We start from the raw sequence: 25699 nt of genomic DNA on the forward strand, positions 1-25699 counted from the left end.
TTAGACCACCTCCTCCTCTTCTCCGGGCGTCCAGTCGGGCAGGTGCCCCGTCAGAAAGGCCACCCGCTTGATGAGCTCGGAGAGGCCCTGGAGGGCGAGAAGCGCAAACCCCACGGGCAGGGCGATCTTGATGGGCCAGCGGGGCAACCCTCCCACGTCGGGGGACATCTCGCGGATGGCCACGGCGTTCCCCACCCAGTCCCAGGAGAGGTAGATGACCCCGAGGCTCATGGGGATGAGGAAGAGGAGGGTGCCCACCAGGTCAATCCAGGCCTGGGTCCTCTTGGAAAGGCGTCCGTAAACGAGGTCAATGCGCACGTGGGCGTTGTGCTTGAGGGCGTAGGCGCCGCCCAGGAGGAAGATGAGGCTGAAGAGGTACCACTGGGCCTCGAGGTAGGCGTTGGAGCTGTAGCGGAAGGCGTAGCGCATCAGGGCGTTTCCGGCCGAGAGGAGGGAGACCACGAGGACGAGCCAGACGATGATCCGACCTACGCCTTCGCTTAGGGCGTCAATGGCTCTAGAGAGGGCGAGCAGGGCGCGCATAATCTTAACCTCCCGGTGTAGACCCGCCCCATCCTACCCGGGGGGGCGGAACCTGTCAACGCGGCTTTCTTAAGGCATTTTCGGGCTATGCACCCCCCGGCCTCAACGGCTCCGCCGCACCCCCGCCACCCCGAAGGCCCCGAGCAGGAAGAAGAGGGCGGCGAGGAGGTAGAGCGCTTGGTAGCCGAAGCCGGGGGCCTGGGCGTTCAGAAGGTCCAGAGGCCGGCCAAAGGCCCCCGCCAGGACCTGGGGCACCACGATGGCGGTCTGCCACAGGCCCATGTCCGTGGCGTGGGCCTCGGGGTCCCTGAGGACGTCCGCCACCAAAGCCCAGTCCGCCGCCAGGTAGACCCCGTAGAAGAGGCCGAAGACGAGGGCCAGGGCGAGGAGGAGGTCGTAGCGGGGGAAGAGGAGGAGGAAGGGCATGAGGAGGCCAAGCCCCGCCCCCGAGAGGTAGATGAGGGGCTTCCGGCCCAGGCGGTCCGAGGCCCGCCCCGCGGGGACGCTGGCGAGGGCGGCCCCCAAGGAGATGAGGAGGCCCAGGAGGGCCACCGCCTGGAAGGGCGCTTCCGTGAGGGTCCGCCCCAGGGCCTGGAAGCTTCGCACCACGTCGGCCAGGTAGTACTGCAGGTAGGTCTGGGCCAGATAGAAGCCCAGCATCACCAGGAAGCGGGTGAGGTAGACGAGGAGGAAGTCCCGGTCCCGCCACGGGGCGGCCATGGCCTTGAGGAAGGGCCTCGGGTTGGCCTTGGGGAGGCGGTCGGGGACGAGGGAGAGGCTTAAGGCCGCCCCTAGGAGGTTGAGGAGGGCGGCCAGGTAGGCCTGGGGGGCGAGGGGAAGGAGGAAGCCCACCGCGCCCGCCAGGACCTGCCCAAGGACCTGCAGCCCCCCCATGTACCCCGAGGCGGCCCCCCGCTCCCCCTTGGGCACCAGGTCGGGGATCAAGGCGCTATAGGGCCCCGTGGCCAGGTCGTCCGCCACCTGAAGGAGGAGGTAGGCGAAAAGGAGCGCCGTGTAGCTCGGCGCGTGGACCAGGAGGAGGAGGGCGAAGGCGGTGAGGAGGCTCCCCCAAAGGAGAAAGGGCCTCCTCCGGCCCAGGCGGTCCGAGAGGTAGCCCATCACGGGCGGCCCCAGGATGGCCATCACCGCCCCCAGGCCGAAGAGGAAGCCGAGCCTCGAGGCCTTCTCCTCCGGAGGGGAGACCTCCGCCACCTTGGCCGGGAGGAGGACGAGGAGGACCAGGAACCACTTGAAGCTGGTGGCGAACCAGTAGGCGGAAAGGCGCAGGAACCACGAGGGCCCGTGGCGCATGGCCCCAAGCCTACCAGACCGTGGCCTCGGGGACCACGAGGAGGGGGAGGTCGGTCCGCTGTAAGGCCGCCTCCACCGTGCCGCCCAGGCGCCTGCGCCAGGTGCGCTTGGCCTTGGAGCCGAGGACGAGGAGGTCCAGCTTTTCCCGGCGGGCGAGCTCCACGAGGTCGGCCTCGTCCTCCCCCTTGGTGACGAGAAGCCGGTCCAGGGGGGTGTAGCGCGCCCTAAGGAAGGCTTCGGCCTTCTCCAGGACCTCGGCGAGGGAGAGGCCTTTGGGGTCCAGGTAGGTGGGGTAGCAGCACCCCCCCTCCCCGCTCACCAGGTGGAGGCCCAAAATCTCGGCGCCCAGGGCCTCCTTCCAGCTTAGGGCCAGGCGGAAGGCGGCGAGGCTGGCGTCGCTTTCGTCCAGCCCCACGCCGATCCGCCTCACCTCCGTGAGGGGCCTTTCCGGGGGGACGAGGAGGACGGGGGCCTCCCCCCGGTGGAGGAGGTAACGGGCAAGCCCTCCCCGGGCCAGGCGCTCCAGGGGGTCGTCCCCCGTCTGGCCCAGGACCACGAGCTTGGCCCGGGCGGCCTCCCCGCCCACGGCGAAGGCGGGAAGCCCCCTTAAGACCCGGGCCTTAAGCCCCGTGGCCCCCAGGGCCTCCCGCACCCGGGCCTCCACCCGGTCCAGGGCTTCCCGGAGGAGGGGGGCGAGGTCGGGGAAGCGGTGGGCTAGGCCCTGGAAGTAGGGGTCGGGGATCACGTGGACCAGGTGGGCCTCGAGGCCCAAGGCGGGGGCCAAGGACCGGGCCGTGGCCACCACGCTCTCGTGGGTCAGCCCGAAGTCCACGGCGGCGAGAAGCCTCATGGGCGCACCTCCTTACGACCCACTATAATCCCTCCTGTGCGGACGCTTTGGCTTCGGGACAGGGCTTTGGACCTGGACCGGGTGCGGCTCATGGGGGTGTTGAACCTCACCCCCGACTCCTTCTCCGACGGGGGCCGGTACCTGGACCCGGAGCGGGCCCTTGAGCGGGCCCGGGAGATGGTGGCCGAGGGGGCGGACATTCTGGATTTGGGGGCCGAGTCCACCCGCCCTGGGGCGGCGCCTGTGCCCGTGGAGGAGGAGAAGCGGAGGCTCCTTCCCGTCCTCGAGGCGGTCCTTTCCCTGGGGGTGCCGGTGAGCGTGGACACCCGCAAGCCCGAGGTGGCCGAGGAGGCCCTGAGGCTAGGGGCCCACCTTCTGAACGACGTCACCGGGCTTCGGGACGAGCGCATGGTGGCCCTGGCCGCCCGCCACGGGGTGGCCGCCGTGGTCATGCACATGCCGGTGCCGGACCCGGCCACCATGATGGCCCACGCCCGCTACCAGGACGTGGTGGCCGAGGTCAAGGCCTTCCTCGAGGCCCAGGCGAAACGGGCCCTAAGCGCAGGGGTGCCCCAGGTGGTCCTGGACCCGGGGTTCGGCTTCGGGAAGCTCCTGGAGCACAACCTCGCCCTCCTCCGCCGCCTGGACGAGATCGTGGCCCTGGGCCATCCGGTCTTGGTGGGGCTTTCCCGCAAGCGCACCATCGGGGAGCTTTCCGGGGTGGAGGACCCGGCTCAGAGGGTCCACGGCTCCATCGCCGCCCACCTCTTTGCCGTGGCGAAGGGGGCGAGGTTGCTTCGGGTCCACGACGTGCGGGCCCACCGGGAGGCCCTTGGGGTTTGGGAGGCGCTGTATGGGGGAGATCGCCCTTCTCGGGCTTGAGTTCTACGGGCGCCACGGGGTCATGCCCGAGGAGGGGCGGCTTGGGGCCCGGTTCGTGGTGGACCTCTGGCTTTCCGTGCCCTTTGAGGGCAAGGGGGACAGGCTGGAGGAGACCGTGGACTACGCCGCCGTCTACGCCCTGGTGGAGGAAGCGGTGCGCCACCGCCGCTTCTACCTCATTGAGGCCCTGGCGGACCATTTGGCGGAGGAGCTCCTAAAGGCCTTTCCCCGCCTCCAGGCGGTCCGGGTCCGGGTCCACAAGCCCCACGCCCCCATCCCCGGGGTTTTTCGGGACGTCTACGCCGAAACGCAAAAATCCCGTATCTAAGGGCGTTTCTTCCCCTCATCTTGCGCTCATGGGCAGGCTGTGGTAGGATGCCCCCGCCCTTAAGGGCTAAGCCAACGGTGCCTATCCCGCCCCCGCCGCTCAAAAGGGAGCGGTGGGCTATATTTTTCCTCATCCTGGGGGAGTAGACTGAGGGGGCCCGGGAGGAGCGGGCGGGTTATGGAAAGGGTGGCCATCTTTATAGACGGCTCCAACCTATACAAGGGGTTGGTTCAGCACCTGGGTTCAGACTACCGCCTCAACTTCGTGGAGTTCATCACCCTGCTCACCGCGGGGCGGAAGCTTCTTCGGGCCTACTACTACAACGCCCCCCTTCCCCCGGAAGACCCCGCCGCCAAGGCCCACCAGAGCTTCCTCAACTACCTGAAGCGGGTGCCTTACGTGACCGTCCGCCTGGGACGGCTGGAGCGGCGGGCGGACGGGTTCGTGGAGAAGGGGGTGGACATCCAGATCGCCGTGGACATGCTCCGCCTCGCCTTCGTCAACGCCTACGACATCGCCGTGCTGGTCTCGGGGGACGGGGACTTCGCCGAGGTGGTGCGGGTGGTGCAGGACCTGGGCAAGCAGGTGGAGAACACCACCTTCCACGCCCTCTCCTCCCACCGGCTGGCCCAGCAGGCGGACCACTTCTACCCCCTGGACGACTTTCCCTGGGAGCGCCTTAGGGCCCAGGTGGGCCCGGCCTCCCCGGAGGAAGAGGCCTGAGCGCCTCCGCCCCCCGGGGCGCCCAAGCCCGGGCGGGAGGAGGCGCTTTTGGGGCCCCATGCGGGCCTGGGCTGGCAGGGGGCGTTAGAGGAGCTCCTCGGGACGGAAGAAGAGGGCGATCTCCCGCTCGGCGTCCTCGAGGGTGGCGGAGCCGTGGATCACGTTCTCGTCAATGGTGGTGGCGAAGTCGCCCCGGATGGTCCCGGGGAGGGCGTCCTTGGGGTGGGTGGCGCCCATCATCTTGCGCACCTCGGCCACCACCCCCGGCCCCTCTAGGACCATGGCCACCACGGGGCCCGAGGTGATGAAGCGCACGAGGCCGGGGAAAAAGGGCTTTTCCCGGTGCTCGGCGTAGTGCCGCTCCGCCAGCTCCTGGCCGATCTGCATGAGCTTTAGGGCCGCGATGCGGAACCCCTTGCGCTCAAACCGGGCGAGGATCTCCCCCACGAGGCCCCGGCGCACGCCGTCGGGCTTGATCATGACGAAGGTCCGCTCCATACCGCGAAGAGTCTACCCGCCTCCTGCCTCCGGGTCTAGGGGGTCCGCAGGGAGTTGAGGAGGATGTAGGCCACCACCACCACCCAGAGGAGGAGGAGGAGGGCGTCCCGCCACCCCACCCGCTCCCCCTTGGGGGCGGGCTCCAGGACCTGGGTGGGGAGCTCCTCGGGCCCCTCCCCCACCTGGAGGCGGACGGGTTCCCCTTTGGCGGCCTCCAGGGGGAGGGCGTAGGGCCGGGGGCGCTCCGGCAGGGCCTCGGGGACCCGGACCACGGCCACGCTCACGTTGTCCGGGCCGCCCCACTCGTTGGCCAGGGCCACGAGGCGCTCCGCCGCCTCGGCGGGGGGAAAGTGGGCCAGGACCTCCTTGAGGGCCCTTTCCTCCAGGACCCCGGAAAGCCCGTCGGTGCAGAGGAGGAAGGTGTCCCCCGGGCGGAGCTTGAGCCCGAGGAGGTCCACCCGGGCCTGGGGGAAGGAGCCCAGGGCGTTGGTGATGACGTTGCGCCAGCGGTGCGTCCTCGCCTCCTCGGGGGAGAGGAGGCCCTGCCGCACCCTTTCCGCCACCCAGGAGTGGTCCTCCGTGAGCTGGTGGAGGTTCCCCTCCCTGAGCAAATAGGCCCGGGAGTCCCCCACGTGGGCCACCAGGGCGTAGGGCAGGTCCAGGACGAGGACGGTGCAGGTGGTGCCCATCCCCCGGTTCTCCGGGCGCTGGGCCTCCCGGTGGATCCTCCCGTTGGCCTCCTCCAGGGCCTCCAGGAGGTCCTTGGGGGAAGGGGGTTCCTCCCGGGAAAGCCTCGCCAGGACGGTCTCCACGGCGAGCCTCGAGGCCACCTCCCCCGTCCGGTGCCCTCCCATGCCGTCGGCCACCACGTAGACCCCGCCCCAGGGGGTGGCCTCCCCGCCCACCGCGTCCTCGTTCTTGGGGCGCTTGAGGCCGGGGTGGGTCTTCAGGGCGGCCTCGAGGCGGTCCATGGGGGCATTCTACAGGGCGAGGGCGCGGAGGAGCCGGCGCACCTCCTCCAGCCTGGGCGGGGGCGGGCGCCGGGCGTAGATGAGGGCCACCTCGAGGGCGGCCTCCTCCTCCAGGGGCCTCAGGACCACCCCGGGGTGGGGGTAAACCCGGTAGGGGGCGAGGGTGAGGTGGACCCCGAGGCCTGCGGCCACCAAGCTCACCGCCTGGGAGAAGCGGGCCACCTCCCGGACCACCTTGGGGGCGAAGCCCGCCCGGCGGAAGACCTCCATGAAGGCCTCGTAAAGGGGGGGAAGGAAGTCTTTGGGAAGGAGGAGGAAGGGCTCTTCCTTCAGGGCCCGAAGGGGCACCCGCGCTCTAGGGGCCAGGGGGTGGGTCTCGGGCAGGGCCACCACGATGGGCACCCGGAGGAGGGGCTCCTTCGCCACCTCCGGGTCCTCCACCTTGAGCCCCGCGAGGCCGTAGTCCAGGCGCCCCTCCTTGAGGGCCCGGACCTGCTCGGGAGTGTGCATCTCCAGAACCTCCACCGCCTGGCCGAGCCCCCGGCGCAGGTGGTCCAGGAGGGGCATGAGGTCGGGGAGGAGGTTTTCCGGCACCCCGAAGCGGAGGGCCTCCTGCCCCGCCCGCCGGACCGCCTCCTTGAGGGCCTCCAGCTCCTTGAGGAGCCGCGCCCCTTCCCGGCGGAGCAGATCCCCCGCCGGGGTCAGGCGGAAAGGGCGCCTTTCCAGAAGGCGCACCCCGAGCTCCCGCTCCAGGGCCTGGATCCTCTGGGTGAGGGCGGGCTGGGAGAGGTAAAGGCGCTCTGCGGCCTTGTGGAAGCTCTTTTCCTCCGCCAGGACCAGGAAGGCCTTGAGGCGGCGCGGGTCCATGATAAAAAGATCTTATCAAAACCGCGGCGAAGGTCTTATTGGACGCGGGGACCCCCTCGAGGGCAAACTGGTCTTGGGAAGGTGTAGTGTAGCTTTGGAGGAGGCCATGACGGAAAAGGAGCTGAAGGCGGCCTTCCAGGCCCTCTCGCCCGAGGAGAAGGCCCGCTTCCTAGAGGCCGAGAACCGGGAGTGGCTGGAGTCCTTGGAGTACGTCCTCAAGGTGGAGGGCCCCGAGCGGGTGGAGGAGCTCTTACGCCTTCTGGACGAGTACCTCTTCCGCCATGGGGTCTACCCCGCAAACCGCCTCTCCACCCCCTACCTCAACACCCTCCCCAAGGAGAAGGAGCCCCCTTACCCCGGGGACCTGGAGCTGGAGCGCCGCATCGCCAACATCCTCCGCTGGAACGTGGCCATGATGGTCACTCGGGCCAACAAGAAGGCGGACGGGATCGGGGGGCACATCGCCACCTACGCCTCCATCGCCGAGCTTTACGAGGTGGGCTTCAACCACTTCTTCCGCGGGCCGGAGGCGGGGCTGGACCGGGACCTCGTCTTCTTCCAGGGCCACGCCTCCCCCGGGAACTACGCCCGGGCCTTTCTGGAAGGGCGGCTTAAGGAGGAGGACCTGGAGAACTTCCGCCGCGAGGTCCACCCTCCGGTGCCGGGGGGCCGGGGGCTTTCCAGCTACCCCCACCCTTGGCTCATGCCCGACTTTTGGGAGTTCCCCACGGTCTCCATGGGCCTAGGCCCCATCCAGGCCATCTACCAGGCGCGCTTCATGCGTTACCTCGAGGACCGGGGCCTCAAGCCCAAAAGCTCCGCCAAGGTCTGGGCCTTCCTGGGGGACGGGGAGCACGACGAGCCCGAGACGGTGGGGGCGCTTCACCTTGCCGCCCGGGAGGGGCTGGACAACCTCATCTTCGTGGTGAACTGCAACCTCCAGCGCCTGGACGGCCCCGTGCGGGGCAACTCCAAGGTCATCCAGGAGCTGGAAAGGCTCTATCGGGGCGCGGGCTGGCACGTGATCAAGGTGGTCTGGGGCTCGGCCTGGGACAGGCTCCTCGCCAAGGATAAGGAGGGCCACCTCCTCCGCCGCTTTGAGGCCCTGGTGGACGGGGAGAGCCAGCGCTACGCCGCCTTCGGGGGCAAGGAGCTGAGGGAGCGCTTCTTCAACACCCCCGAGCTCAAGAAGCTCATTGAAGGCATGACGGATGAGGAGCTCACCGAGCTCACCCGCTCCCGGGGCGGCCACGACTTGGCGAAGATCTACGCCGCCTACAAGGCCGCGGTGGAGCACAAGGGAAGCCCCGTGGTCATCCTCGCCCGGACCATCAAGGGCTACGGGATGGGCCCCACGGTCATGGCCAAGAACGTGGCCCACCAGGTGAAGAAGCTCACCGAGGAGGACCTGAAGGAGGCGAGGCGCTTCCTCGGCATCCCCATCCCCGAGGAGAAGCTTTCCGAGCTCCCCTACTACCATCCGGGGCCGGACTCCCCCGAGGTCCGCTACCTGCTGGAAAGGCGGAAGGCCCTGGGCGGCTTCGTGCCCGAAAGGCGGGTGCGCTTCAAGGGGGGCCTCGAGGTCCCGGACGAGGAGTTCTTCCGGGAGTTCTACGAGGGCTCGGGGGGGCGGGAGATCTCCACCACCATGGCCTTCGTGCGGATCCTCGCCAAGCTCCTCCGCCACCCCAAGATCGGCAAATACATCGTCCCCATCGTCCCCGACGAGGCCCGCACCTTCGGCATGGAGGCCCTGATCGCCCAGGTGGGCGTCTACTCCCCAAAGGGGCAGCTCTACATCCCCGTGGACGCGGGCACCCTCACCGCCTACAAGGAGAGCCAAAAGGGGCAGATCCTGGAGGAGGGGATCACCGAGGCCGGGGCCATGGCCGAGTTCATCGCCGCGGGGACCGCCTACGCCCACTGGGGCATCCCCACCATCCCCTTCTTCATCACCTACTCCATGTTCGGCCTGCAGCGGATCGGGGACCTGGTCTGGGCCGCCGCCGACCAGCGCGCCCGGGGCTTCTTCCTCGGGGCCACGGCGGGGCGCACCACCCTGGCGGGGGAGGGCCTCCAACACCAGGACGGCCAAAGCCACGTCTACGCCCTGGCCGCCCCCAACCTCCTCGCCTACGATCCCGCCTTCGCCTACGAGTTCGCCGTGATCCTGGAGGACGGCCTCCGCCGCATGTACGGCCGGGGGGAGGACGTCTTCTACTACATCACCATTGAGAACGAGAACTACGTCCACCCCCCCATGCCCGAGCCCCGGGAGAAGGTCAAGGAGGGGATCCTAAAAGGGCTTTACCTCTTCCGGGAAGGGGAGGGCAAAGGCCCCAGGGTGCAGCTTTTCGGCACCGGGCCCATCCTCAACGAGGCCCTGAAGGCCCAGGAGCTCTTGGTCCAGTACGGCGTGGTGGCGGACGTTTGGAGCGCCACCAGCTACAAGGCCCTCTACATGGACGCCGTTGAGGCGGAGCGGGAGGCCCGCCTTTTGGGCAAGGCCCGCAGGCCCTACGTGGTGGAGGCCCTCGAGGGCCACGAGGGGCCCGTGGTGGCCGCCACCGACTACCTGAAGGCCCTGCCCAACCTCATCCGGGGGTACCTGGACCGGCCCTTCGCCGCCCTCGGCACGGACGGCTTCGGCCGCTCCGACACCCGGGAGGCCCTTAGGGACTTCTTTGAGGTGGACGCCCGGCACATCGCTTACACCGCCTTGGCCCTACTCCACGGGGAGGGCAAGGTGACGAAGAGGACCCTGAACCAGGCGAGGAAGGACCTGGGCCTTAAGCTGGAGGAGGTGCCGCCCCACCGGCGGTAGGGGGAGAGCATGGAGGTCAAGCTACCCGAACTCGGCGACAACGTCACGCAGGCCACCGTGGTGGGTGTCCTGGTGAAGGAGGGGGACCGGGTGGAGCCGGGCCAGCCCCTTCTGGAGCTGGAGACGGACAAGGCGGTGGTGGAGGTGCCCGCGGAGGCGGGCGGGGTGGTGAAGCGGGTCCTGGTCAAGGTGGGGGACGAGGTGCGCCCCGGGCAGCCCTTCCTGGAGCTCGCCGAGGCCGAGGGTGGGGCGGAAACGCCTCCCCTTAGGGCGGAGGAAGGGCCGGAAGCGCCCGCTCCCAAGGCCGAGGAGGTGCCCCAGGCGCCCCGTCCCGCCCCCCAGGAGGCGCCCTCCGAGCGCCGCCTCATCCCCGCCGCCCCTTCCATAAGGCGGCTCGCCCGGGAGCTCGGGGTGGACCTCGCCCGGCTCCAGGGCACGGGGCTTGCCGGGCGCATCACCGAGGAGGACGTGCGCCGGGCGGCGGGCCTTGGGGAGGCGGCCAAGGCGGCCCCCGCGCCCAGGCTTCCCGACTTCGGCAAGTGGGGCCCCGTGCGCCGGGAGCCCATGAGCGGGGTGCGCAAGGCCACGGTGCGCTCCATGAGCCAGGCCTGGGCCCAGGTGCCCATGGTCACCCACTTTGACGAGGCGGACATCACTGAGCTGGAGGCCTTGCGCAAGCAGTACGCCAAGAAGGCCGAGGAGAAGGGCTTCCGCCTCACCCTCACCGCCTTCCTCCTCAAGGCGTTGGCCCTCACCCTGAGGGCCTTCCCCAAGTTCAACGCCTCCTTGGACGTGGAGGCCCAGGAGGTCATCTACAAGGACTACATCCACATCGGGGTGGCGGTGGAGACGCCCCATGGCCTCCTGGTCCCCGTGATCCGGGACGTGGACAAGAAGGGGGTCTTGCGCCTGGCGGAGGAGCTTCAGGAGGTCTCCCAAAGGGCCCGGGAGCGGAAGCTCGCCCCCGAGGAGATGCAGGGGGCCACCTTCAGCCTCTCCAATTTGGGGGGAATCGGCGGCACCGGCTTCACCCCCATCGTCAACTGGCCGGAGGTGGCCATCCTGGGCGTCTCCCGCTCCCAGATGAAGCCCCTTTGGGACCCCGAGAAGGAGGCCTTCGTGCCCCGGCTCGTGATGCCCTTCAGCCTCACCTACGACCACCGCCTGATTGACGGGGCCGACGCCGCCCGTTTCTGCCGCCATCTGGCGGGGATTTTGGAGGACCCCCTGGGCCTCGCCCTAGCCTAGCCGGAGGAGGCGCTGGGGCGTGGCGATGAGGTCTACCCGCCTTTCCGGGGGCACGGGGAGGCGGGGGTAGACCATCACCGGGTGGGCCAGGGTGGCGAAGGGGGCTTCTACCCGGAGCCAGCCCTGGGGGAAGCCGTACCCTTTGCCCACCCAGCCCCCCTCCTCGTCCACGGCCACGGCTCCGATGAGGACGAGGTCCGGCGGGGCCTCCTCCAAGGCCACCCGGACCCCGAAGCGGTAGGCCTCCCGCACCCGCTTAAGCTTCCTCGGGTCCAGGTCCTTGAGGAGGAGGAACGCCCCCGGGCGGTCGGGGTGGGGGAGGAGGAGCTCCTTTCCCTGGCGTAAGGCCTCCTCCCTTAGGGGCTTTAAGACGGCGTCCATCCCCGCGAGAACCCGCCTTGCCCCCTGGAACTCGGGGGTCTTGAGGAGCCTCTCGGCCGCCCTCCTGGCCCCCAGGAAGTTGGGGTGGTGGCCGTGGGGGGGCGTGGGGTGGAGGGCGAGGCCAAAGCGGGCCAGGGCGTTCCAGACCTCTTCCTGGAGCTCGCCCAGGGTCATGTTTCCCGGATGACCGCCTGCGGCCTGCCCCGCCCCTCCACCACGATCACTTCCCCTTCCTCCACCCGCCTCAGCGCCTCGCCGAAGTGGACGCGGGCCTCGGTGGCGCTGAAGACGCGCTTGCGATGCATCATTTCATGCATTAGCTTAGCCGCCCCGGTCCCTCCCCGCAAGGTAAACTGGGGACCATGGGCCGTAAACTCCGCTTCGCCCACCTCCACCAGCACACCCAGTTCTCCCTCCTGGATGGGGCGGCGAAGCTTTCCGACCTCCTCAAGTGGGTCAAGGAGACCACCCCCGAGGACCCCGCCTTGGCCATGACCGACCACGGCAACCTCTTCGGGGCGGTGGAGTTCTACAAGAAGGCCACCGAAATGGGCATCAAGCCCATCCTGGGCTACGAGGCCTACGTGGCGGCGGAAAGCCGCTTTGACCGCAAGCGGGGCAAGGGCTTGGACGGGGGTTACTTCCACCTCACCCTCCTCGCCAAGGACTTCACGGGGTACCAGAACCTGGTGCGCCTGGCGAGCCGAGCCTATTTGGAGGGCTTTTACGAAAAGCCCCGGATTGACCGGGAGATCTTGCGCGAGCACGCCGAGGGCCTCATCGCCCTCTCGGGGTGCTTGGGGGCGGAGATCCCCCAGTTCATCCTTCAGGACCGCCTGGACCTGGCCGAGGCCCGGCTCAACGAGTACCTCTCCATCTTCGGCGACCGCTTCTTCATAGAGATCCAGAACCACGGCCTTCCCGAGCAGAGGAAGGTGAACGAGGTCCTGAAGGAGTTCGCCCGCAAGTACGGCCTGGGGATGGTGGCCACCAACGACGGCCACTACGTACGCAAGGAGGACGCCCGGGCCCATGAGGTCCTCCTCGCCATCCAGTCCAAGAGCACCCTGGACGACCCCGGGCGCTGGCGCTTCCCCTGCGACGAGTTCTACGTGAAGACCCCCGAGGAGATGCGGGCCATGCTCCCCGAGGAGGAGTGGGGGGACGAGCCCTTTGACAACACCGTGGAGATCGCCCGCATGTGCAACGTGGACCTCCCCATCGGGGACAAGATGGTCTACCGCATTCCCCGCTTCCCCCTCCCCGAGGGGCGGACCGAGGCCCAGTACCTCATGGAGCTCACCTTCAAGGGGCTCCTTCGCCGCTACCCGGACCGGATCACCGAGGGCTTCTACCGGGAAGTCTTCCGCCTTTTGGGGAAGCTTCCCCCCCATGGGGACGGGGAGGCCTTGGCCGAGGCCCTGGCCCGGGTGGAGCGGGAGGCCTGGGAAGGGCTCATGAAGGCCCTTCCCCCCTTGGAGGGGGTGCGGGAGTGGACGGCGGAGGCCATCCTCCACCGGGCCCTTTACGAGCTTTCCGTGATAGAGCGCATGGGGTTTCCCGGCTACTTCCTCATCGTACAGGACTACATCAACTGGGCCCGGAGAAACGGCGTCTCCGTGGGGCCCGGCCGGGGGAGCGCCGCCGGGAGCCTGGTGGCCTACGCCGTGGGGATCACCAACATTGACCCCTTGCGCTTCGGCCTCCTCTTTGAGCGCTTCCTGAACCCCGAGAGGGTTTCCATGCCCGACATTGACACCGACTTCTCCGACCGGGAGCGGGACCGGGTGATCCAGTACGTGCGGGAGCGCTACGGCGAGGACAAGGTGGCCCAGATCGGCACCCTGGGAAGCCTCGCCTCCAAGGCCGCCCTCAAGGACGTGGCCCGGGTCTACGGCATCCCCCACAAGAAGGCGGAGGAGCTCGCCAAGCTCATCCCCGTGCAGTTCGGCAAGCCCAAGCCCCTTGCCGAGGCCATCCAGGTGGTGCCGGAGCTTAGGGCGGAGATGGAGAAGGACCCCAAGGTGCGGGAGGTCCTCGAGGTGGCCATGCGCCTGGAGGGCCTGAACCGCCACGCCTCCGTCCACGCCGCCGGGGTGGTGATCGCCGCCGAGCCCCTCACGGACCTCGTCCCCCTCATGCGCGACCAGGAGGGGCGGCCCGTCACCCAGTACGACATGGGGGCGGTGGAGGCCTTGGGCCTTTTGAAGATGGACTTCCTGGGCCTCCGCACCCTCACCTTCCTGGACGAGGTCAAGCGCATCGTCAAGGCGTCCCAGGGGGTGGAGCTGGACTACGATGCCCTCCCCCTGGACGACCCCAAGACCTTCGCCCTCCTCTCCCGGGGGGAGACCAAGGGGGTTTTTCAGCTGGAGTCCGGGGGGATGACGGCCACGCTCCGCGGCCTCAAGCCGCGGCGCTTTGAGGACCTGATCGCCATCCTCTCCCTCTACCGCCCCGGGCCCATGGAGCACATCCCCACCTACATCCGCCGCCACCACGGGCTGGAACCGGTGAGCTACAGCGAGTTTCCCCACGCCGAGAAGTACCTAAGGCCCATCCTGGACGAGACCTACGGTATCCCCGTCTACCAGGAGCAGATCATGCAGATCGCCTCGGCCGTGGCGGGGTACTCCCTGGGCGAGGCGGACCTGCTCAGGAGGGCCATGGGGAAGAAGCGGGTGGAAGAAATGCAGAAGCACCGGGAGCGCTTCGTCCGGGGGGCCAAGGAAAGGGGCGTGCCCGAGGAGGAGGCGAACCGCCTCTTTGACATGCTGGAGGCCTTCGCCAACTATGGCTTCAACAAGTGCCTCCCCGCCCGGGCCCGGGTGGTGGACTGGCGCACCGGGAGGGTGGTGCGCGTGGGGGAGATCGTCCGGGGCGAGGTGGAGGGGGTCTGGGTGGTTTCCCTGGACGAGGCCCGCCTCCGCCTGGTGCCGCGGCCCGTGGTGGCGGCCTTTCCAAGCGGAAAGGCCCAGGTCTATGCCCTCCGCACCGCCACGGGTAGGGTCTTGGAGGCCACGGCCAACCACCCGGTCTACACCCCTCGAGGGTGGCGGCCCCTGGGGGCCTTGGCCCCGGGGGACTACGTGGCCCTGCCCCGCCACCTGCCCTACCGGCCTTCGGCCCACCTCGAGGCCCACGAGCTGGACCTTTTGGGCTTCGCCCTGGCCGAGGGGAACCTCCGCCACCCCTCTGGCTTCTACCTCTACACCTCCTCGGAGGAGGAGCTCGCCGCCATGGAGGAGGCTTTGCGGGCCTTCCCCAACACCCGCACCCGGGTGGTCTGGCGCCGGGGGGTGGCCCACGTTTACGTGGGCCGCATGGACCGGAGGCAAGAGGCGGGCGCGGTGGCCTTCCTAAGGCGGATGGGGCTTCTCGGGCTTGACGCGAGGACGAAGCGCCTTCCCGAGGCGGTCTTCGGCCTACCTCCCGAGGAGGTGGCCCGCTTTTTGGGGCGGCTTTGGACCGGGGACGGCGGGGTGGACCCGAAGGGGAGGCTCATCCACTACGCCACCGCCTCCAAGGAGCTCGCCTGGGGGGTACAGCACCTCCTCCTGCGCCTAGGGCTTCAGTCCCGCCTGGTGGAAAAGCGCTTTTCCGGGGGGTACAAGGGGTATGCGGTGTACCTCCTGGGGGGGCTGGAGGCGGCCCGCCGCTTCGCCGAAACCGTGGGCCCCTACCTTGTGGGCAAGGGGCGGCAGGACCTCGAGGCCCTCCTCGCCTCCTGGGGAGAGGCGGGCCGGAGTACCGGAGATGTCCTCCCCCTCGCCTTCCTGGAGGAGGTGAGGGAGGCGGTGGCCGAGGTGGCCCAAGGGCAGGCGGCGGCCCTTCTCCGGGAAGCGGGCTTGCGCCCCGGCAGGGGGCGGCGGGGGCTTTCCCGGACCACGATGGGGCGGCTTGCCGCCCTCACGGGGAGCCTAAGTGCCCGCACCTTGATTTCGCCACATGGGACGCCGGAGGTAGGGCTTTGCGAAGGCTCTTTTGGGGCCCCCGCTCTGGCGCAAGCCAAAGCGGGGTACTTAGCCCTTCTCCGCCTGGCCGAGGCCGAGGTGTATTGGGACCGGGTGGAGGCGGTGGAGCCCTTGGGGGAGGAGGAGGTCTTTGACCTCACCGTGGAGGGGACCCACACCTTCGTGGCCGAGGACGTCATCGTCCACAACTCCCACGCCGCCGCCTACAGCCTCCTCTCCTACCAGACGGCCTACGTGAAGGCCCACTACCCCGTGGAGTTCATGGCCGCCCTCCTCTCCGTGGAGCGGCACGACTCCGACAAGGTGGCCGAGTACATCCGCGACGCCCGGGCCATGGGCATAGAGGTCCTTCCCCCGGACGTCAACCGCTCCGGGTTTGACTTCCTGGTCCAGGGCCGGCAGATCCTCTTCGGCCTCTCCGCGGTGAAGAACGTGGGCGAGGCGGCGGCGGAGGCCATCCTCCGGGAGCGGGAGCGGGGCGGCCCCTACCGGAGCCTCGGCGACTTCCTCAAGCGGCTTGATGAGAAGGTGCTCAACAAGCGGACCCTGGAGTCCCTCATCAAGGCGGGCGCCCTGGACGGCCTGGGGGAAAGGGCGCGGCTCCTCGCCTCCCTGGAAGGGCTCCTCAAGTGGGCGGCCGAGACCCGGGAGAAGGCCCGCTCGGGCATGATGGGCCTCTTCGGCGAGGTGGAGGAGCCGCCTTTGGCCGAGGCCGCCCCTCTGGACGAGATCACCCGGCTTCGCTACGAGAAGGAGGCCCTGGGAATTTACGTCTCCGGCCACCCCATCTTGCGGTACCCCGGGCTCCGGGAGACGGCCACCTGCACCCTGGAGGAGCTCCCCGACCTGGCCCGGGACCTGCCGCCCCGGTCCAGGGTCCTCCTCGCCGGGATGGTGGAGGAGGTGGTGCGCAAGCCTACGAAAAGCGGCGGGATGATGGCCCGCTTCGTCCTCTCCGACGAGACGGGGGCGCTTGAGGCGGTGGCCTTCGGCCGGGCCTACGACCAGGTCTCCCCGAGGCTCAAGGAGGACACCCCCGTGCTCGTCCTCGCCGAGCTGGAGCGGGAGGAGGGGGGCGTGCGGGTGCTGGCCCAGGCCGTCTGGACCTACGAGGAGCTGGAGCAGGCCCCCCGGGCCCTCGAGGTGGAGGTGGAGGCCTCCCTCCTGGACGACCGGGGGGTGGCCCACCTGAAAAGCCTCTTGGACGAGCACGCGGGGACCCTCCCCCTGTACGTCCGGGTCCAGGGCGCCTTCGGCGAGGCCCTCCTCGCCTTGAGGGAGGTCCGGGTGGGGGAGGAGGCCTTGGCGGCCCTCGAGGCCGAGGGGTTCCGGGCCTACCTCCTGCCCGACCGGGAAGCCCTCCTCCAGGGCGGCCAGGCGGGGGAGGCCCAGGAGGCGGTGCCCTTCTAGGGGGTGGGCTGTGAGACGTGGCGCCATCGTCCTCGCCGGGGGCAAGGAGGCCTGGGCCGAGCGCTTTGGGGTGAGGAGCAAGGCCCTCGTGCCCTACCGCGGCCGGCCCATGGTGGAGTGGGTCCTGGAGGCCCTTTACGCCGCGGGGCTTTCCCCGATCTACGTGGGGGAGAACCCCGGACTCGTCCCTGCGCCCGCCCTCACCCTTCCCGACCGAGGAGGCCTCCTGGAAAATCTGGAGCAGGCCCTGGAGCACGTGGAGGGGCGCGTGCTCGTGGCCACCGGGGACATCCCCCACCTCACGGAGGAGGCGGTCCGCTTCGTTCTGGAGAAGGCTCCTGAAGCGGCCCTGGTCTACCCCATTGTGCCCAAGGAGGCGGTGGAGGCCCGCTTTCCCCGGACCAAGCGCACCTACGCCCGCCTCCGGGAGGGGACCTTCACCGGCGGCAACCTTCTCCTGCTGGACAAGTCCCTCTTCCAGAAGGCCCTTCCCCTGGCCCGGCGGGTGGTGGCCCTGCGCAAGAGGCCTTTGGCCCTGGCCCGCCTTGTGGGGTGGGACGTGTTGCTGAAGCTCCTCCTGGGGCGCCTCTCCCTCCTCGAGGTGGAGGCCCGGGCCCAAAGGATTCTGGGGGTGGAGGCCCGGGCCCTCGTCACCCCCTACCCCGAGGTGGGGGTGGACGTGGACCGGGAGGAGGACCTGGTAAGCTAGACCCATGCGCACGGTGAGGGAGCTTCGCCTGGCCGGGCTTTTCGCCTACCTGGCCTCCCTGGTCATCGCCCTCCTCCTCTCCCTGGCCCTCCACCTCCTCCTCGGCGGCCAGGGGAAGCTGGGCTGGGAGGGGTTCAACGCCTACGGCCTCCTGGAGGGGCTCCTTTTCCTCCTGGCCTTCACCTGGTCCCTGGCCCTGGGCCAGAGGGCCACCCGCATCCCCTGCTCCACCCTGCTCACCGCCGGCCTCTTCGGCCCGCGGGCGGCCAAGCGCCTCGCCCGCCCCTTGGCCCGGGTGGAGGGGGTGGAGGCCTACGAGGGCCGGGGCCTCGCCCTCCTCTACCAGGAGGGCCGGCCCGTGGGCCTCCTCGGCCTCTCCGACCACATCCTCCCCCTCGAGGAGGTCCCCAGCGTGGAGGCGGAGACGGCGGTGACGGAGCTCGCCCCCCTCTTCTTCCAGCACCCCATCGTCCTCGTGGTCCAGGGGGAGGAGGTGCTGGGGGCGGTGCCCCGGGAGGCCTACTTCCGCTACCTCGGGGCCTAGGGCTTGACAGGGGCCGGGTTGCCCTAAAATAGGGGGGAGCGGTTGCTCGGGAGGTGAGGAATGCCGCACGTGATCTGTGAGCCCTGCATCGGCGTCAAGGACCAGTCCTGCGTGGAGGTCTGCCCTGTGGAGTGCATCTACGACGGGGGGGACCAGTTCTACATCCACCCGGAGGAGTGCATTGACTGCGGGGCCTGCGTCCCGGCCTGCCCGGTGAACGCCATCTACCCCGAGGAGGACGTCCCGGAGCAGTGGAAGTCCTACATTGAGAAGAACCGCAAGCTCGCGGGCCTAGAGTAAACGCTCCACCCGGGGCCTTCCTTCACCCGGATGGCCTCAAAGAAGCCCTCAAGGAACCTTTTGCTGGCCTCCCTAGGCCGGCGCAGGCCCGCAGGGGGTGGCATCAGAGGGGCCGAACGTACCAGGCGAGGGTCGGCCCCCCGTCCTTTACGTAGCGGAAGCCCTGGGCCTGGAGGAAGGCCTTGGCCCTAGGGTTGTGGCCGTAGACCACGGCGTAGAGGCGGCGCACCCCATCTAAGCCCGCCGCGAAGCGCTCCAGGGCCTGCCGGCCCAGTCCCCGGCCCTGGTGGTCCTCCCGGATGAGGAGGAGGCTTAGGGTGGCCTCCTCCGCCTCCGGGTAGCCGAGCTTGGCGTCCAGGTAGCCCACCGGCTCCTGGCCGAGGAAGAGGAGGAAGGCGCGGCGCCGGGGGTCCACCTCCAGGGTCTGGAGGTCCCGGACCACGTCCTCCAAGGTGGGAAGCTCCATCCCGATGAGGGCGAAGTAGCTCGGGCTCAGGTGGAAGATGCGGTGGAGGAGGGGGGCGTCCTTGGGGGTGACGGGCGCGAGGTCCAGGCTCAGGACGTGCATCGCTTCCATGCTACCCCGCGTCCCCTGAGAGGCATGTGAAAAAGGCCCTGGACCGGGTCCAGGGCCTTGGCCGTCCTATGGCTTAGCGCCGCGCGGGCTCCACCACCGTGACGTTGACCGCCTGGGGGCCCTTGCCGTTCCGGCCCGGCTCCACGTCAAAGGTGACGATGTCCCCCTCGTTGAGGGTGCGGAACCCCTTGGCGTTGATGGCGGTGTAGTGGACGAAGACGTCCGTGTCGCCCTCCCGCTCAATGAAGCCGTAGCCTTTTTCCGCGTTGAACCACTTGACCCGACCCTTCTGCATACTGCTCCTTCTTTCCCCGGGCCCGAGGGCCCGCATCCGGGGCTTAAGGGTTGGCTTTAGACCCTTGGGGTCACCCTGAAGCGACCCGGAATACCCCACTATACCACGGGAGGCCCTACTTGCGGAAGAACCCCTTGAGCCTCTCCCAGAAGCCCTCGGGGGCCACATCCTCTCCCACCTCCTCGGCGTAGGCGCGGAGGAGCTTCTGCGCCTTGGGAGAGAGCTTCTTGGGCACGGCGAGCTCCACCACCACCCGGAGGGCGCCCCGGCCCCGGCCCCCGGGCAGGGGCAGGCCCCCGCCCTCCAGGGCGAACACCTCCCCGTGGCCGGTCCCGGGGGGGATGTCCAGGGGGATGGGGCCCTCGAGGCCCGGCACCTCCACCCGCGCCCCCAAGGCCGCCTGGGCGAGCCCCAGGCGGAGGCGGTAGACGAGGTCGGGGCCCTGGCGCTCCAGGTGGGGGTGGGGGCGGACCCGGAGGCGGAGGTAGAGGTCCCCGGGTCCTCCGGGGCCCAGGTTGCCGTAGCCGGGCACGCGGAGGAGGTGGCCCTCGTCCATCCCCGGGGGCACCTGCACCCGGACCCGCTCTTCCCGGGGCACCCGGCCCCGGCCGCGGCAGGCGGGGCAGGTTTCGGCGAGGAGGTAGCCTTGCCCCTTGCAGTGGGGGCAGGCGGTCCGGGTGACCACGGTGCCGAAGAAGCTCTGGCGGTAGCTCTCCACCACCCCCTGGCCGCGGCAGGTGGGGCAGGGGGTTCGCCTTCCTCCCTCGCCGCCGCAGGCCTCGCAGGGCACGAGCCGGGTATAGCGCACCTCCTTCTCGGCGCCGCGGAGGAGGTCCTGGAGCTCCACCTCCACCTCCGCCTCCAGGTCCTCCCCCCGCGGAGGCTTCCTGTGGCCGCGGACGCCGAAGACCTCCTGGAAGAAGAGGTCAAAGAGGTCCTCCGGCCGGTACTCGGGGGCCTCGAGGTGGCCCCGGTCGTAGGCCGCCCGCTTCTTCGGGTCCGAGAGGACGGCGTAGGCCTCGTTGATCTCCTTGAAGCGCTCCTCCGCTTCCTTGTCCCCCGGGTTCCGGTCGGGGTGGTACTTGAGGGCCAGGCGGCGGTAGGCCTTCTTGATCTCCTCCTGGCTGGCCTCCCGGCTCACCCCCAGGATGGCGTAGTAGTCCTTCATCTACCTAGCACTTTACAAGCCCGGGGAGGCTTTGCTAAAGTGGCGCGCAATGAGGCCCTCGCGAGCTCGCCGGTAGGGGGTCCCTTCCTTCGGGAAGGGGCCCCCGGGGCGTGCCTCCGGGGGCCCGGCCTTTTTGAGGGAGGCTTGGATGCTGCTTCTAACCCCTGGACCCACCCCCATTCCCGAGCGTGTGCAGAAGGCCCTTCTCCGTCCCATGCGCGGCCACCTGGACCCCGAGGTCCTCCAGGTGAACCGGGCCATCCAGGAGAGGCTCGCCGCCCTGTTTGACCCCGGGGAGGGCGCCTTGGTCGCCGCCCTCGCGGGTTCAGGGAGCCTGGGCATGGAGGCGGGCCTCGCCAACCTGGACCGGGGGCCGGTCCTGGTCCTGGTGAACGGGGCCTTCTCCCAACGGGTGGCGGAGATGGCGGCCCTTCACGGCCTGGACCCCGAGGTCCTGGACTTCCCCCCGGGGGAGCCCGTGGACCCCGAGGCCGTGGCCCGGGCCTTGAAGAAGCGGCGCTACCGCATGGTGGCCCTGGTGCACGGGGAGACCTCCACCGGGGTGCTGAACCCGGCGGAGGCAGTGGGGGCCCTGGCCAAGGAGGCTGGGGCCCTCTTCTTCCTGGACGCCGTGACCACCTTGGGGATGCTCCCCTTCTCCATGCGGGCCATGGGGGTGGACTACGCCTTCACCGGGAGCCAGAAGTGCCTTTCCGCCCCGCCCGGCCTCGCCCCCATCGCCGCAAGCCTCGAGGCCAGGAAGGCCTTCACGGGGAAACGGGGGTGGTACCTGGACCTCGCCCGGGTGGCGGAGCACTGGGAGCGGGGCGGGTACCACCACACCACCCCCGTCCTCCTCCACTACGCCCTCCTGGAGGCCTTGGACCTGGTCCTGGAGGAGGGGGTGGTGGCCCGGGAGCGGCGCGCCCGTGAGGTCTACGCCTGGGTCCTGGAGGAGCTCCAGGCCCGGGGCTTCCGGCCCTACCCCAAGGCCAGCCCCCTGCCCACGGTGCTCGTCGTCCGCCCCCCCGAGGGGGTGGACGCGGACCGCCTGGTCCGGGCCCTCTACGCCGAGGGGGTGGCGGTGGCCGGCGGGATCGGCCCCACCCGGGGCCAGGTCCTCCGCCTCGGCCTCATGGGGGAGGGGGCCCGGCGGGAGGCGTACCGGGCTTTCCTGAAGGTCTTGGACCGGGCTTTGGCCCTAGCGTAGGAAGAAGAAGGCGTAGACCGCCGCCAGGGCCATGCGGTAGAGGGCGAAGGGGCGGAAGCCGTGGCGGGCCACGAAGGCCAGCATCCAGCGCACGGTGACCAGGGCGGTGGCCAGGGCGGCGAGGAAGCCGAGGAGGAGGAGGGACCAGCCGCCTTCGGGCACCTCTGGGGCGCTTTTCCAGAGGTCGTAGCCCACAGCGGCGAACATGGTGGGAAGGGCCAGGAGGAAGCTGAACTCGGCGGCGGCTTGCCGGTTGAGGCCCAGGAGGAGGCCCCCCAGGATCGTGGCCCCGCTCCGGCTCGTCCCGGGGAAGAGGGCGGCGAGGCCCTGGAAGACCCCGATCCAGGCCACCCGGGCGAGGGGAAGGGCCTTCACGTCCGGGTATTGGGCCCGTTCCGCTAGCCGGTCGGCGAAGAGGAGGGCTGCCCCAACGAAGAAGAGAAAGAAGGCCACCACGGCGTCGTTCCCCAGGATGACCCCTTTGATCAGGGGGTAGAAGAGGAAGCCGATGACCCCCGTGGGGACGAAGGCCACCGCGATGCGGAGCCAAAGGGCCCGGTCGGCCGCAAGGCGCCTTCCGTAGAGGAGGAGGACCGCCAGGATGGCCCCGAGCTGGATGGCCACGAGGAAGGTCTTGAGGAAGGGGTCCTCCTCCACGGGCAGGCCCAGGAGGTGGAAGAGAAGGGTGAGGTGGCCGGTGGAGGAGACGGGCAAGAACTCCGTGAGCCCCTCAACCACCCCGAGCAGAAGGGCTTCCCAAGCGCTCACGCGGCCCATGCTACCATGGGGGCGTGGAGGTTTCCGTCCTCATCCCCGCCGCGGGGAATGGCCTCCGCCTGGGCCGAGGCCCCAAGGCCTTCCTCCAGGTGGGGGGGCGGACGCTTCTGGAGTGGACCCTCGCCGCCTTCCGGGACGCGGCGGAGGTCCTGGTGGCCCTGCCCCCCGGGGCGGAGCCCCCGAAGGGGCTTGGGGCCGTCTTTTTAGAGGGGGGGGCCACCCGGCAGGCCTCGGTGGCCCGGCTTCTGGAGGCGGCGAGCCTGCCCCTCGTCCTGGTGCACGACGTGGCCCGTCCCTTCGTCAGCCGGGGCCTGGTGGAGCGGGTCCTCGAGGCCGCCCAAAGGAGCGGCGCCGCCGTCCCCGTCCTCCCCGTGCCCGACACCCTCATGGCCCCGGAGGGGGAGGCCTACGGCCGGGTGGTGCCCCGGGAGACCTTCCGCCTGGTGCAGACCCCCCAGGGGTTCTTCACCGCCCTCCTCCGGGAGGCCCACGCCTACGCCCGGAGGAAGGGCCTCGAGGCCAGCGACGACGCCCAGCTGGTTCAGGCCCTGGGCTACCCCGTGGCCCTGGTGGAAGGGGAGGCCACGGCCTTTAAGATCACCCACCCTCCGGACCTCGTCTTGGCGGAGGCCCTGGCCCGGGTATGGAGCGCCTAGCCCCCGCGAAGGTCAACCTCGGGCTTTCCGTCCGCTTCCGGCGGGAGGACGGGTACCACGAGCTCCACACCCTCTTCGCCCCCTTCTCCCTGGCGGACCGGCTGGTGGTGGAGCCCGTTTCGGCGGGCCTCCACTTCCAGGGGCCTTACGGGCGCGAGAACCTGGCCTACCGGGCGGCCTCCCTCTACCTCGAGGCGGCGGGCCAACCCGGGGGCGTGCGCATCCTTTTGGAGAAGCGGATCCCCGAGGGAGCCGGGCTTGGGGGCGGGAGTTCCGACGCGGCCCAGGTCCTTCTTGCCCTCAAGGCCCTTTACCCGGCGGAGGTGGACCTCTTCGCCCTGGCCCGGACCCTCGGGGCGGACGTCCCCTTCTTCCTCCTCGGGCGGGGGGCGGAGGCCCGGGGGGTGGGGGAGAGGCTTAGGCCCCTCGCCCTGCCCCCGGTCCCCGCGGTGGTCTTCTTTCCCGGGCTCAAGGTGCCCACGCCCCTGGTCTACCGGGCCGTGCGGCCGGAGGACTTCGGCCCGGACCTCCCCGTGGGGGCCATCCTCGAGGCCTTGGCCCGGGGGGAGGAGCCCCCGTACTGGAACAGCCTGGAAGGCCCCGCCTTCCGCCTCTTCCCCGAGCTCAAGGAAGTGCGGGGCCGGATGCGGGCGTTGGGGCTTAGAGGGGTGCTCATGTCGGGCTCGGGGAGCGCCTTCTTCGGGCTTGCGGAAGGCCCGGACCACGCGAGGCGGGCGGCGGAGGCGCTTGGGGCCTGGGGGCGCGCCTGGGCCGGCACGCTGGGAGGTGGGGATGCTGGGTCTGGACCTGCTTAAGGAAGTCCCGGGGCTCCTCGAGGAGATCAAGGCCCTGCCCCTTCGCCTGGACGAGGAGCGGTTCCGGTTTTGGCTCCAGCAGGACTACCCTTTCGTGGAGGCGCTCTACCGCTACCAGGTGGGCCTGCTTCTGGAGGCCCCCCAGGCCCACCGGGCCCCTTTGGTCCAGGCCCTCATGGCCACGGTGGAGGAGCTGGACTGGCTCCTCCTCCAGGGGGCCAGCCCTTCCGCCCCGGTCCACCCGGTGCGGGCGGGCTACATCGCCCTGCTGGAGGAGATGGGCCGGCTTCCCTACGCCTACCGGGTGGTCTTCTTCTACTTCCTAAACGGACTTTTCCTCGAGGCCTGGGCCCACCACGTCCCGGAGGAGGGGCCTTGGGCGGAGCTTTCCCAGCACTGGTTCGCCCCCGAGTTCCAGGCCGTCCTCTACGACCTCGAGGTCCTGGCCCGAGGCCTTTGGGAGGGCTTGGACCCCGAGGTGGTGCGGACCTACCTCCGCCGCATCCTGGAGGCGGAAAAGGCCACCTGGAGCCTTCTCCTCTGATACCGCCCCATCCTGGCTTGCGCCGGCATGGGGGCCCCGGCAAAGGGTCCCTAGGGGGCTTCCCTGGGCCAGTGGGGCGGAGGAAACCGGAAGAAAGGGTATGCCTGTCCCCGTCGCCTTCGCCCGGGAGGCCCCCCGAAAAAGGCAGCCCCCCCGGCCGGGCCGGGAGGCGGCAAGCGGGCGCTTAGTTCAGCTCCTCGCCCCAGGCCTCCTCAAAGAGGCGCTTCGCCTCCTGGACGGTGATCTCTAGGCTTTGGGCCACCTCCTCGGCCAGGAGGTGGATGGCCCGCCTCAGGGCCTGCCGGTCCAGGTCGGGAAGGCCCCGCTCCACCTCCCAGGCCCGGAGCTGGCCCGCCATCTGGGCGATGCGGTAGGGGTTCCCGTCCGCCAGGATCTCGCTGGTCTTGCGGTGCCGGGCGGCCCACTGCTTGGGGAGGGGCATCCGCCCGTTCTTGAGCAGGTCCAGGATCACGGGGACCTCTTCCGGGGCCAGGGCCTTCCTTAGGCCCACGCTGTGGGGCGCTTCCACCGGCACGTAGGCCTTGGAGCGGGAACCGGGGAAGTCCACCTGGTAGTAGGCCCGGCTCACCCCGCTTACGCTCCGCTGGGCGATGCCCGCCACCACGCCGACCCCGTAGGGGGGCAAGACCACCTTGTCCCCAGGCCTGAACTCTTTCACGGCTCTACTCCTTTCCGGAGCACCTCCATAAGATGCTCCAAATAGGCTTCCACCTCCAAGGAGGGGGTGCACCCCATCGCCGCGATGACCGCGGCCGTGGCCCTGGGGGAGAGGCCCGTGCGCACGGCCCCTTCCGACTGGCCCGACCGCAAAAGCTCCTCCAGGAGGCGGAGGTAGTGCTCGTGGAGGCCCTTGAGCCAGGGGGTGGGGTCGTCCATGGCCTCCCGGGCCACGGCGGCCCAGAGGCCCCGCCACTCCTGCACCCAGGCCAGGCGGCGCCTCAGTACCTCCTCGAGGCGCACAAAAAAAGGCGCCTTGCGGCGCACCACCTCCTCCACCTCGCGGTAGAAGGCCCAGGTGCGCTCCTCCACCAGGGCCTTGAGCAGGTCCCTCTTGTCGCGGAAGTAGAGGTAGATGGTGCCCTTGCCTACCTCCGCCCTCCGGGCCACCTCCTCCATCTTGAGCCCGGAGAGGCCCCGCTCCCGGAGCACGGCCAGGGTGGCCTCGAGGATGGCCCGCTTCTTGTCCTTGACGCCGGCCCCTGGAGGGGTTATCATCGCGGCCACGACCCCCAGTCTACCACACCGTCCTTCCCCTTTCATGAGGGGTGCGCTA

The 25699-nt window shown here is 69.9% G+C and carries 27 protein-coding genes; 13 read left to right on the forward strand and 14 right to left on the reverse strand.

The window, feature by feature from the left end; genetic code table 11:
- From TthTMY_RS01100 to TthTMY_RS01110, 3 genes are all read right to left on the reverse strand, one after another.
- Entirely contained in the window at positions 1-543 is a 543-nt protein-coding gene (locus TthTMY_RS01100) for a TRAP transporter small permease subunit (protein ID WP_096411595.1), read from the reverse strand.
- Between the two features lie 102 nt (positions 544-645).
- Positions 646-1854 (reverse strand): MFS transporter, encoded by a 1209-nt coding sequence (locus TthTMY_RS01105; RefSeq protein ID WP_096411597.1) that lies wholly within the window; start codon positions 1852-1854, stop codon positions 646-648.
- Between the two features lie 10 nt (positions 1855-1864).
- Entirely contained in the window at positions 1865-2704 is an 840-nt protein-coding gene (locus TthTMY_RS01110; RefSeq protein WP_096411599.1) for a universal stress protein, read from the reverse strand.
- 36 nt (positions 2705-2740) lie between these two features.
- On the opposite strand from TthTMY_RS01110, the gene folP reads away from it, so the two are divergent.
- The 3 genes from folP to TthTMY_RS01125 all read left to right on the forward strand — a co-directional run bounded on the left by folP (position 2741) and on the right by TthTMY_RS01125 (position 4637).
- On the forward strand, positions 2741-3586 hold the full coding sequence (folP, locus tag TthTMY_RS01115) for a dihydropteroate synthase (RefSeq protein ID WP_096411601.1): 846 nt from the start codon (positions 2741-2743) through the stop codon (positions 3584-3586).
- On the forward strand, positions 3558-3914 hold the full coding sequence (gene folB / locus TthTMY_RS01120; protein ID WP_011227765.1) for a dihydroneopterin aldolase: 357 nt from the start codon (positions 3558-3560) through the stop codon (positions 3912-3914). The genes folP and folB overlap by 29 nt, the downstream gene beginning before the upstream one ends.
- Positions 3915-4091: 177 nt before the next feature.
- Positions 4092-4637 (forward strand): NYN domain-containing protein, encoded by a 546-nt coding sequence (locus TthTMY_RS01125; RefSeq protein ID WP_096411602.1) that lies wholly within the window; start codon positions 4092-4094, stop codon positions 4635-4637.
- 84 nt (positions 4638-4721) lie between these two features.
- Here TthTMY_RS01125 and ndk read toward each other — a convergent pair whose 3' ends face one another.
- Genes ndk through TthTMY_RS01140 form a run of 3 tightly spaced genes read right to left on the reverse strand, consistent with a single transcriptional unit; the run spans position 4722 to position 6973 of the window.
- Positions 4722-5135 carry a nucleoside-diphosphate kinase gene (ndk, locus tag TthTMY_RS01130; RefSeq protein ID WP_096411604.1) on the reverse strand — a complete coding sequence of 138 codons (414 nt, stop codon included), beginning with the start codon at positions 5133-5135 and terminating at the stop codon, positions 4722-4724.
- Between the two features lie 35 nt (positions 5136-5170).
- A complete protein-coding gene (locus TthTMY_RS01135) occupies positions 5171-6106 on the reverse strand; it encodes a PP2C family protein-serine/threonine phosphatase (RefSeq protein ID WP_223903335.1) in 936 nt (311 codons plus the stop codon).
- Between the two features lie 9 nt (positions 6107-6115).
- Entirely contained in the window at positions 6116-6973 is an 858-nt protein-coding gene (locus TthTMY_RS01140; RefSeq protein WP_011174156.1) for a LysR family transcriptional regulator, read from the reverse strand.
- A gap of 106 nt (positions 6974-7079) precedes the next feature.
- Here TthTMY_RS01140 and aceE point away from each other — a divergent pair, with 106 nt between their 5' ends.
- A complete protein-coding gene (aceE, locus tag TthTMY_RS01145) occupies positions 7080-9797 on the forward strand; it encodes a pyruvate dehydrogenase (acetyl-transferring), homodimeric type (RefSeq protein ID WP_223903336.1) in 2718 nt (905 codons plus the stop codon).
- A 9-nt stretch (positions 9798-9806) separates the two neighbouring features.
- Positions 9807-11045: a 2-oxo acid dehydrogenase subunit E2 gene (locus tag TthTMY_RS01150; RefSeq protein WP_096411606.1), complete on the forward strand. Its 1239-nt coding sequence runs from the start codon at positions 9807-9809 to the stop codon at positions 11043-11045.
- Here the strand turns inward: TthTMY_RS01150 and TthTMY_RS01155 are convergent.
- Both TthTMY_RS01155 and TthTMY_RS01160 read right to left on the reverse strand, forming a co-directional pair.
- On the reverse strand, positions 11037-11600 hold the full coding sequence (locus tag TthTMY_RS01155; RefSeq protein ID WP_096411608.1) for a 5-formyltetrahydrofolate cyclo-ligase: 564 nt from the start codon (positions 11598-11600) through the stop codon (positions 11037-11039). The two genes, TthTMY_RS01150 and TthTMY_RS01155, sit on opposite strands and share 9 nt — an antisense overlap.
- Positions 11597-11731: a type II toxin-antitoxin system prevent-host-death family antitoxin gene (locus TthTMY_RS01160; RefSeq protein ID WP_223903337.1), complete on the reverse strand. Its 135-nt coding sequence runs from the start codon at positions 11729-11731 to the stop codon at positions 11597-11599. Before TthTMY_RS01160 ends, TthTMY_RS01155 begins: the two co-directional genes overlap by 4 nt.
- A gap of 57 nt (positions 11732-11788) precedes the next feature.
- Between TthTMY_RS01160 and dnaE the strand changes: the two genes are divergently transcribed.
- Genes dnaE through TthTMY_RS01180 form a run of 4 tightly spaced genes read left to right on the forward strand, consistent with a single transcriptional unit; the run spans position 11789 to position 18363 of the window.
- Entirely contained in the window at positions 11789-16810 is a 5022-nt protein-coding gene (gene dnaE / locus TthTMY_RS01165; RefSeq protein WP_223903338.1) for a DNA polymerase III subunit alpha, read from the forward strand.
- 10 nt (positions 16811-16820) lie between these two features.
- Positions 16821-17519 carry an NTP transferase domain-containing protein gene (locus tag TthTMY_RS01170; protein ID WP_096411610.1) on the forward strand — a complete coding sequence of 233 codons (699 nt, stop codon included), beginning with the start codon at positions 16821-16823 and terminating at the stop codon, positions 17517-17519.
- Between the two features lie 4 nt (positions 17520-17523).
- Complete coding sequence (locus TthTMY_RS01175) at positions 17524-18063, forward strand: hypothetical protein (RefSeq protein WP_008630823.1); 540 nt, start codon at positions 17524-17526, stop codon at positions 18061-18063.
- Positions 18064-18123: 60 nt separating this feature from the next.
- The gene (locus TthTMY_RS01180; RefSeq protein ID WP_008630832.1) at positions 18124-18363 is read left to right on the forward strand and encodes a ferredoxin; all 240 of its coding nucleotides are present in this window, start codon (positions 18124-18126) and stop codon (positions 18361-18363) included.
- A gap of 103 nt (positions 18364-18466) precedes the next feature.
- Here the strand turns inward: TthTMY_RS01180 and TthTMY_RS01185 are convergent, their stop codons facing one another.
- From TthTMY_RS01185 to TthTMY_RS01195, 3 genes are all read right to left on the reverse strand, one after another.
- Positions 18467-18940 carry a GNAT family N-acetyltransferase gene (locus tag TthTMY_RS01185; protein WP_096411611.1) on the reverse strand — a complete coding sequence of 158 codons (474 nt, stop codon included), beginning with the start codon at positions 18938-18940 and terminating at the stop codon, positions 18467-18469.
- A 73-nt stretch (positions 18941-19013) separates the two neighbouring features.
- Positions 19014-19235, reverse strand: coding sequence for a cold-shock protein (locus TthTMY_RS01190; protein WP_011227757.1), 222 nt, complete (start codon positions 19233-19235; stop codon positions 19014-19016).
- A gap of 115 nt (positions 19236-19350) precedes the next feature.
- A complete protein-coding gene (locus TthTMY_RS01195; RefSeq protein WP_223903339.1) occupies positions 19351-20403 on the reverse strand; it encodes a DnaJ C-terminal domain-containing protein in 1053 nt (350 codons plus the stop codon).
- Positions 20404-20551: 148 nt separating this feature from the next.
- Between TthTMY_RS01195 and TthTMY_RS01200 the strand changes: the two genes are divergently transcribed.
- Positions 20552-21613 (forward strand): alanine--glyoxylate aminotransferase family protein, encoded by a 1062-nt coding sequence (locus tag TthTMY_RS01200; protein ID WP_096411613.1) that lies wholly within the window; start codon positions 20552-20554, stop codon positions 21611-21613.
- Here TthTMY_RS01200 and TthTMY_RS01205 read toward each other — a convergent pair.
- The gene (locus TthTMY_RS01205) at positions 21605-22390 is read right to left on the reverse strand and encodes an undecaprenyl-diphosphate phosphatase (RefSeq protein WP_096411615.1); all 786 of its coding nucleotides are present in this window, start codon (positions 22388-22390) and stop codon (positions 21605-21607) included. The genes TthTMY_RS01200 and TthTMY_RS01205 overlap by 9 nt on opposite strands.
- Before the next feature lie 14 nt (positions 22391-22404).
- Between TthTMY_RS01205 and ispD the strand changes: the two genes are divergently transcribed.
- Genes ispD through TthTMY_RS01220 form a run of 3 tightly spaced genes read left to right on the forward strand, consistent with a single transcriptional unit; the run spans position 22405 to position 24405 of the window.
- Positions 22405-23046 carry a 2-C-methyl-D-erythritol 4-phosphate cytidylyltransferase gene (gene ispD / locus TthTMY_RS01210; protein ID WP_096411617.1) on the forward strand — a complete coding sequence of 214 codons (642 nt, stop codon included), beginning with the start codon at positions 22405-22407 and terminating at the stop codon, positions 23044-23046.
- Entirely contained in the window at positions 23034-23861 is an 828-nt protein-coding gene (gene ispE, locus TthTMY_RS01215) for a 4-(cytidine 5'-diphospho)-2-C-methyl-D-erythritol kinase (protein ID WP_096411618.1), read from the forward strand. The genes ispD and ispE overlap by 13 nt, the downstream gene beginning before the upstream one ends.
- Positions 23839-24405 (forward strand): hypothetical protein, encoded by a 567-nt coding sequence (locus tag TthTMY_RS01220; protein WP_096411620.1) that lies wholly within the window; start codon positions 23839-23841, stop codon positions 24403-24405. Before ispE ends, TthTMY_RS01220 begins: the two co-directional genes overlap by 23 nt.
- A gap of 184 nt (positions 24406-24589) precedes the next feature.
- On the opposite strand, the gene TthTMY_RS01225 is transcribed toward TthTMY_RS01220, so the two are convergent.
- The gene (locus TthTMY_RS01225; protein WP_011227752.1) at positions 24590-25084 is read right to left on the reverse strand and encodes a CarD family transcriptional regulator; all 495 of its coding nucleotides are present in this window, start codon (positions 25082-25084) and stop codon (positions 24590-24592) included.
- Complete coding sequence (gene sbtR / locus TthTMY_RS01230; RefSeq protein WP_011174174.1) at positions 25081-25650, reverse strand: TetR/AcrR family transcriptional regulator SbtR; 570 nt, start codon at positions 25648-25650, stop codon at positions 25081-25083. The genes TthTMY_RS01225 and sbtR overlap by 4 nt, the downstream gene beginning before the upstream one ends.
- Between the last annotated feature and the right edge of the window lie 49 nt (positions 25651-25699).

The sequence above is a fragment of the Thermus thermophilus genome (assembly GCF_019974155.1).
Lineage (GTDB): Bacteria > Deinococcota > Deinococci > Deinococcales > Thermaceae > Thermus > Thermus thermophilus_C.

Coding starts and splice junctions, on each gene's coding strand:
- TthTMY_RS01100 (WP_096411595.1), bottom strand. CDS start 543: ATGCGCGCCCTGCTCGCCCTCTCTAGAGCCATTGACGCCCTAAGCGAA.
- TthTMY_RS01105 (WP_096411597.1), bottom strand. CDS start 1,854: ATGCGCCACGGGCCCTCGTGGTTCCTGCGCCTTTCCGCCTACTGGTTC.
- TthTMY_RS01110 (WP_096411599.1), bottom strand. CDS start 2,704: ATGAGGCTTCTCGCCGCCGTGGACTTCGGGCTGACCCACGAGAGCGTG.
- folB (WP_011227765.1), top strand. CDS start 3,558: ATGGGGGAGATCGCCCTTCTCGGGCTTGAGTTCTACGGGCGCCACGGG.
- TthTMY_RS01125 (WP_096411602.1), top strand. CDS start 4,092: ATGGAAAGGGTGGCCATCTTTATAGACGGCTCCAACCTATACAAGGGG.
- ndk (WP_096411604.1), bottom strand. CDS start 5,135: ATGGAGCGGACCTTCGTCATGATCAAGCCCGACGGCGTGCGCCGGGGC.
- TthTMY_RS01135 (WP_223903335.1), bottom strand. CDS start 6,106: ATGGACCGCCTCGAGGCCGCCCTGAAGACCCACCCCGGCCTCAAGCGC.
- TthTMY_RS01140 (WP_011174156.1), bottom strand. CDS start 6,973: ATGGACCCGCGCCGCCTCAAGGCCTTCCTGGTCCTGGCGGAGGAAAAG.
- aceE (WP_223903336.1), top strand. CDS start 7,080: ATGACGGAAAAGGAGCTGAAGGCGGCCTTCCAGGCCCTCTCGCCCGAG.
- TthTMY_RS01150 (WP_096411606.1), top strand. CDS start 9,807: ATGGAGGTCAAGCTACCCGAACTCGGCGACAACGTCACGCAGGCCACC.
- TthTMY_RS01155 (WP_096411608.1), bottom strand. CDS start 11,600: ATGACCCTGGGCGAGCTCCAGGAAGAGGTCTGGAACGCCCTGGCCCGC.
- TthTMY_RS01160 (WP_223903337.1), bottom strand. CDS start 11,731: ATGCATCGCAAGCGCGTCTTCAGCGCCACCGAGGCCCGCGTCCACTTC.
- dnaE (WP_223903338.1), top strand. CDS start 11,789: ATGGGCCGTAAACTCCGCTTCGCCCACCTCCACCAGCACACCCAGTTC.
- TthTMY_RS01175 (WP_008630823.1), top strand. CDS start 17,524: ATGCGCACGGTGAGGGAGCTTCGCCTGGCCGGGCTTTTCGCCTACCTG.
- TthTMY_RS01180 (WP_008630832.1), top strand. CDS start 18,124: ATGCCGCACGTGATCTGTGAGCCCTGCATCGGCGTCAAGGACCAGTCC.
- TthTMY_RS01185 (WP_096411611.1), bottom strand. CDS start 18,940: ATGGAAGCGATGCACGTCCTGAGCCTGGACCTCGCGCCCGTCACCCCC.
- TthTMY_RS01190 (WP_011227757.1), bottom strand. CDS start 19,235: ATGCAGAAGGGTCGGGTCAAGTGGTTCAACGCGGAAAAAGGCTACGGC.
- TthTMY_RS01195 (WP_223903339.1), bottom strand. CDS start 20,403: ATGAAGGACTACTACGCCATCCTGGGGGTGAGCCGGGAGGCCAGCCAG.
- TthTMY_RS01200 (WP_096411613.1), top strand. CDS start 20,552: ATGCTGCTTCTAACCCCTGGACCCACCCCCATTCCCGAGCGTGTGCAG.
- TthTMY_RS01205 (WP_096411615.1), bottom strand. CDS start 22,390: ATGGGCCGCGTGAGCGCTTGGGAAGCCCTTCTGCTCGGGGTGGTTGAG.
- ispE (WP_096411618.1), top strand. CDS start 23,034: ATGGAGCGCCTAGCCCCCGCGAAGGTCAACCTCGGGCTTTCCGTCCGC.
- TthTMY_RS01220 (WP_096411620.1), top strand. CDS start 23,839: ATGCTGGGTCTGGACCTGCTTAAGGAAGTCCCGGGGCTCCTCGAGGAG.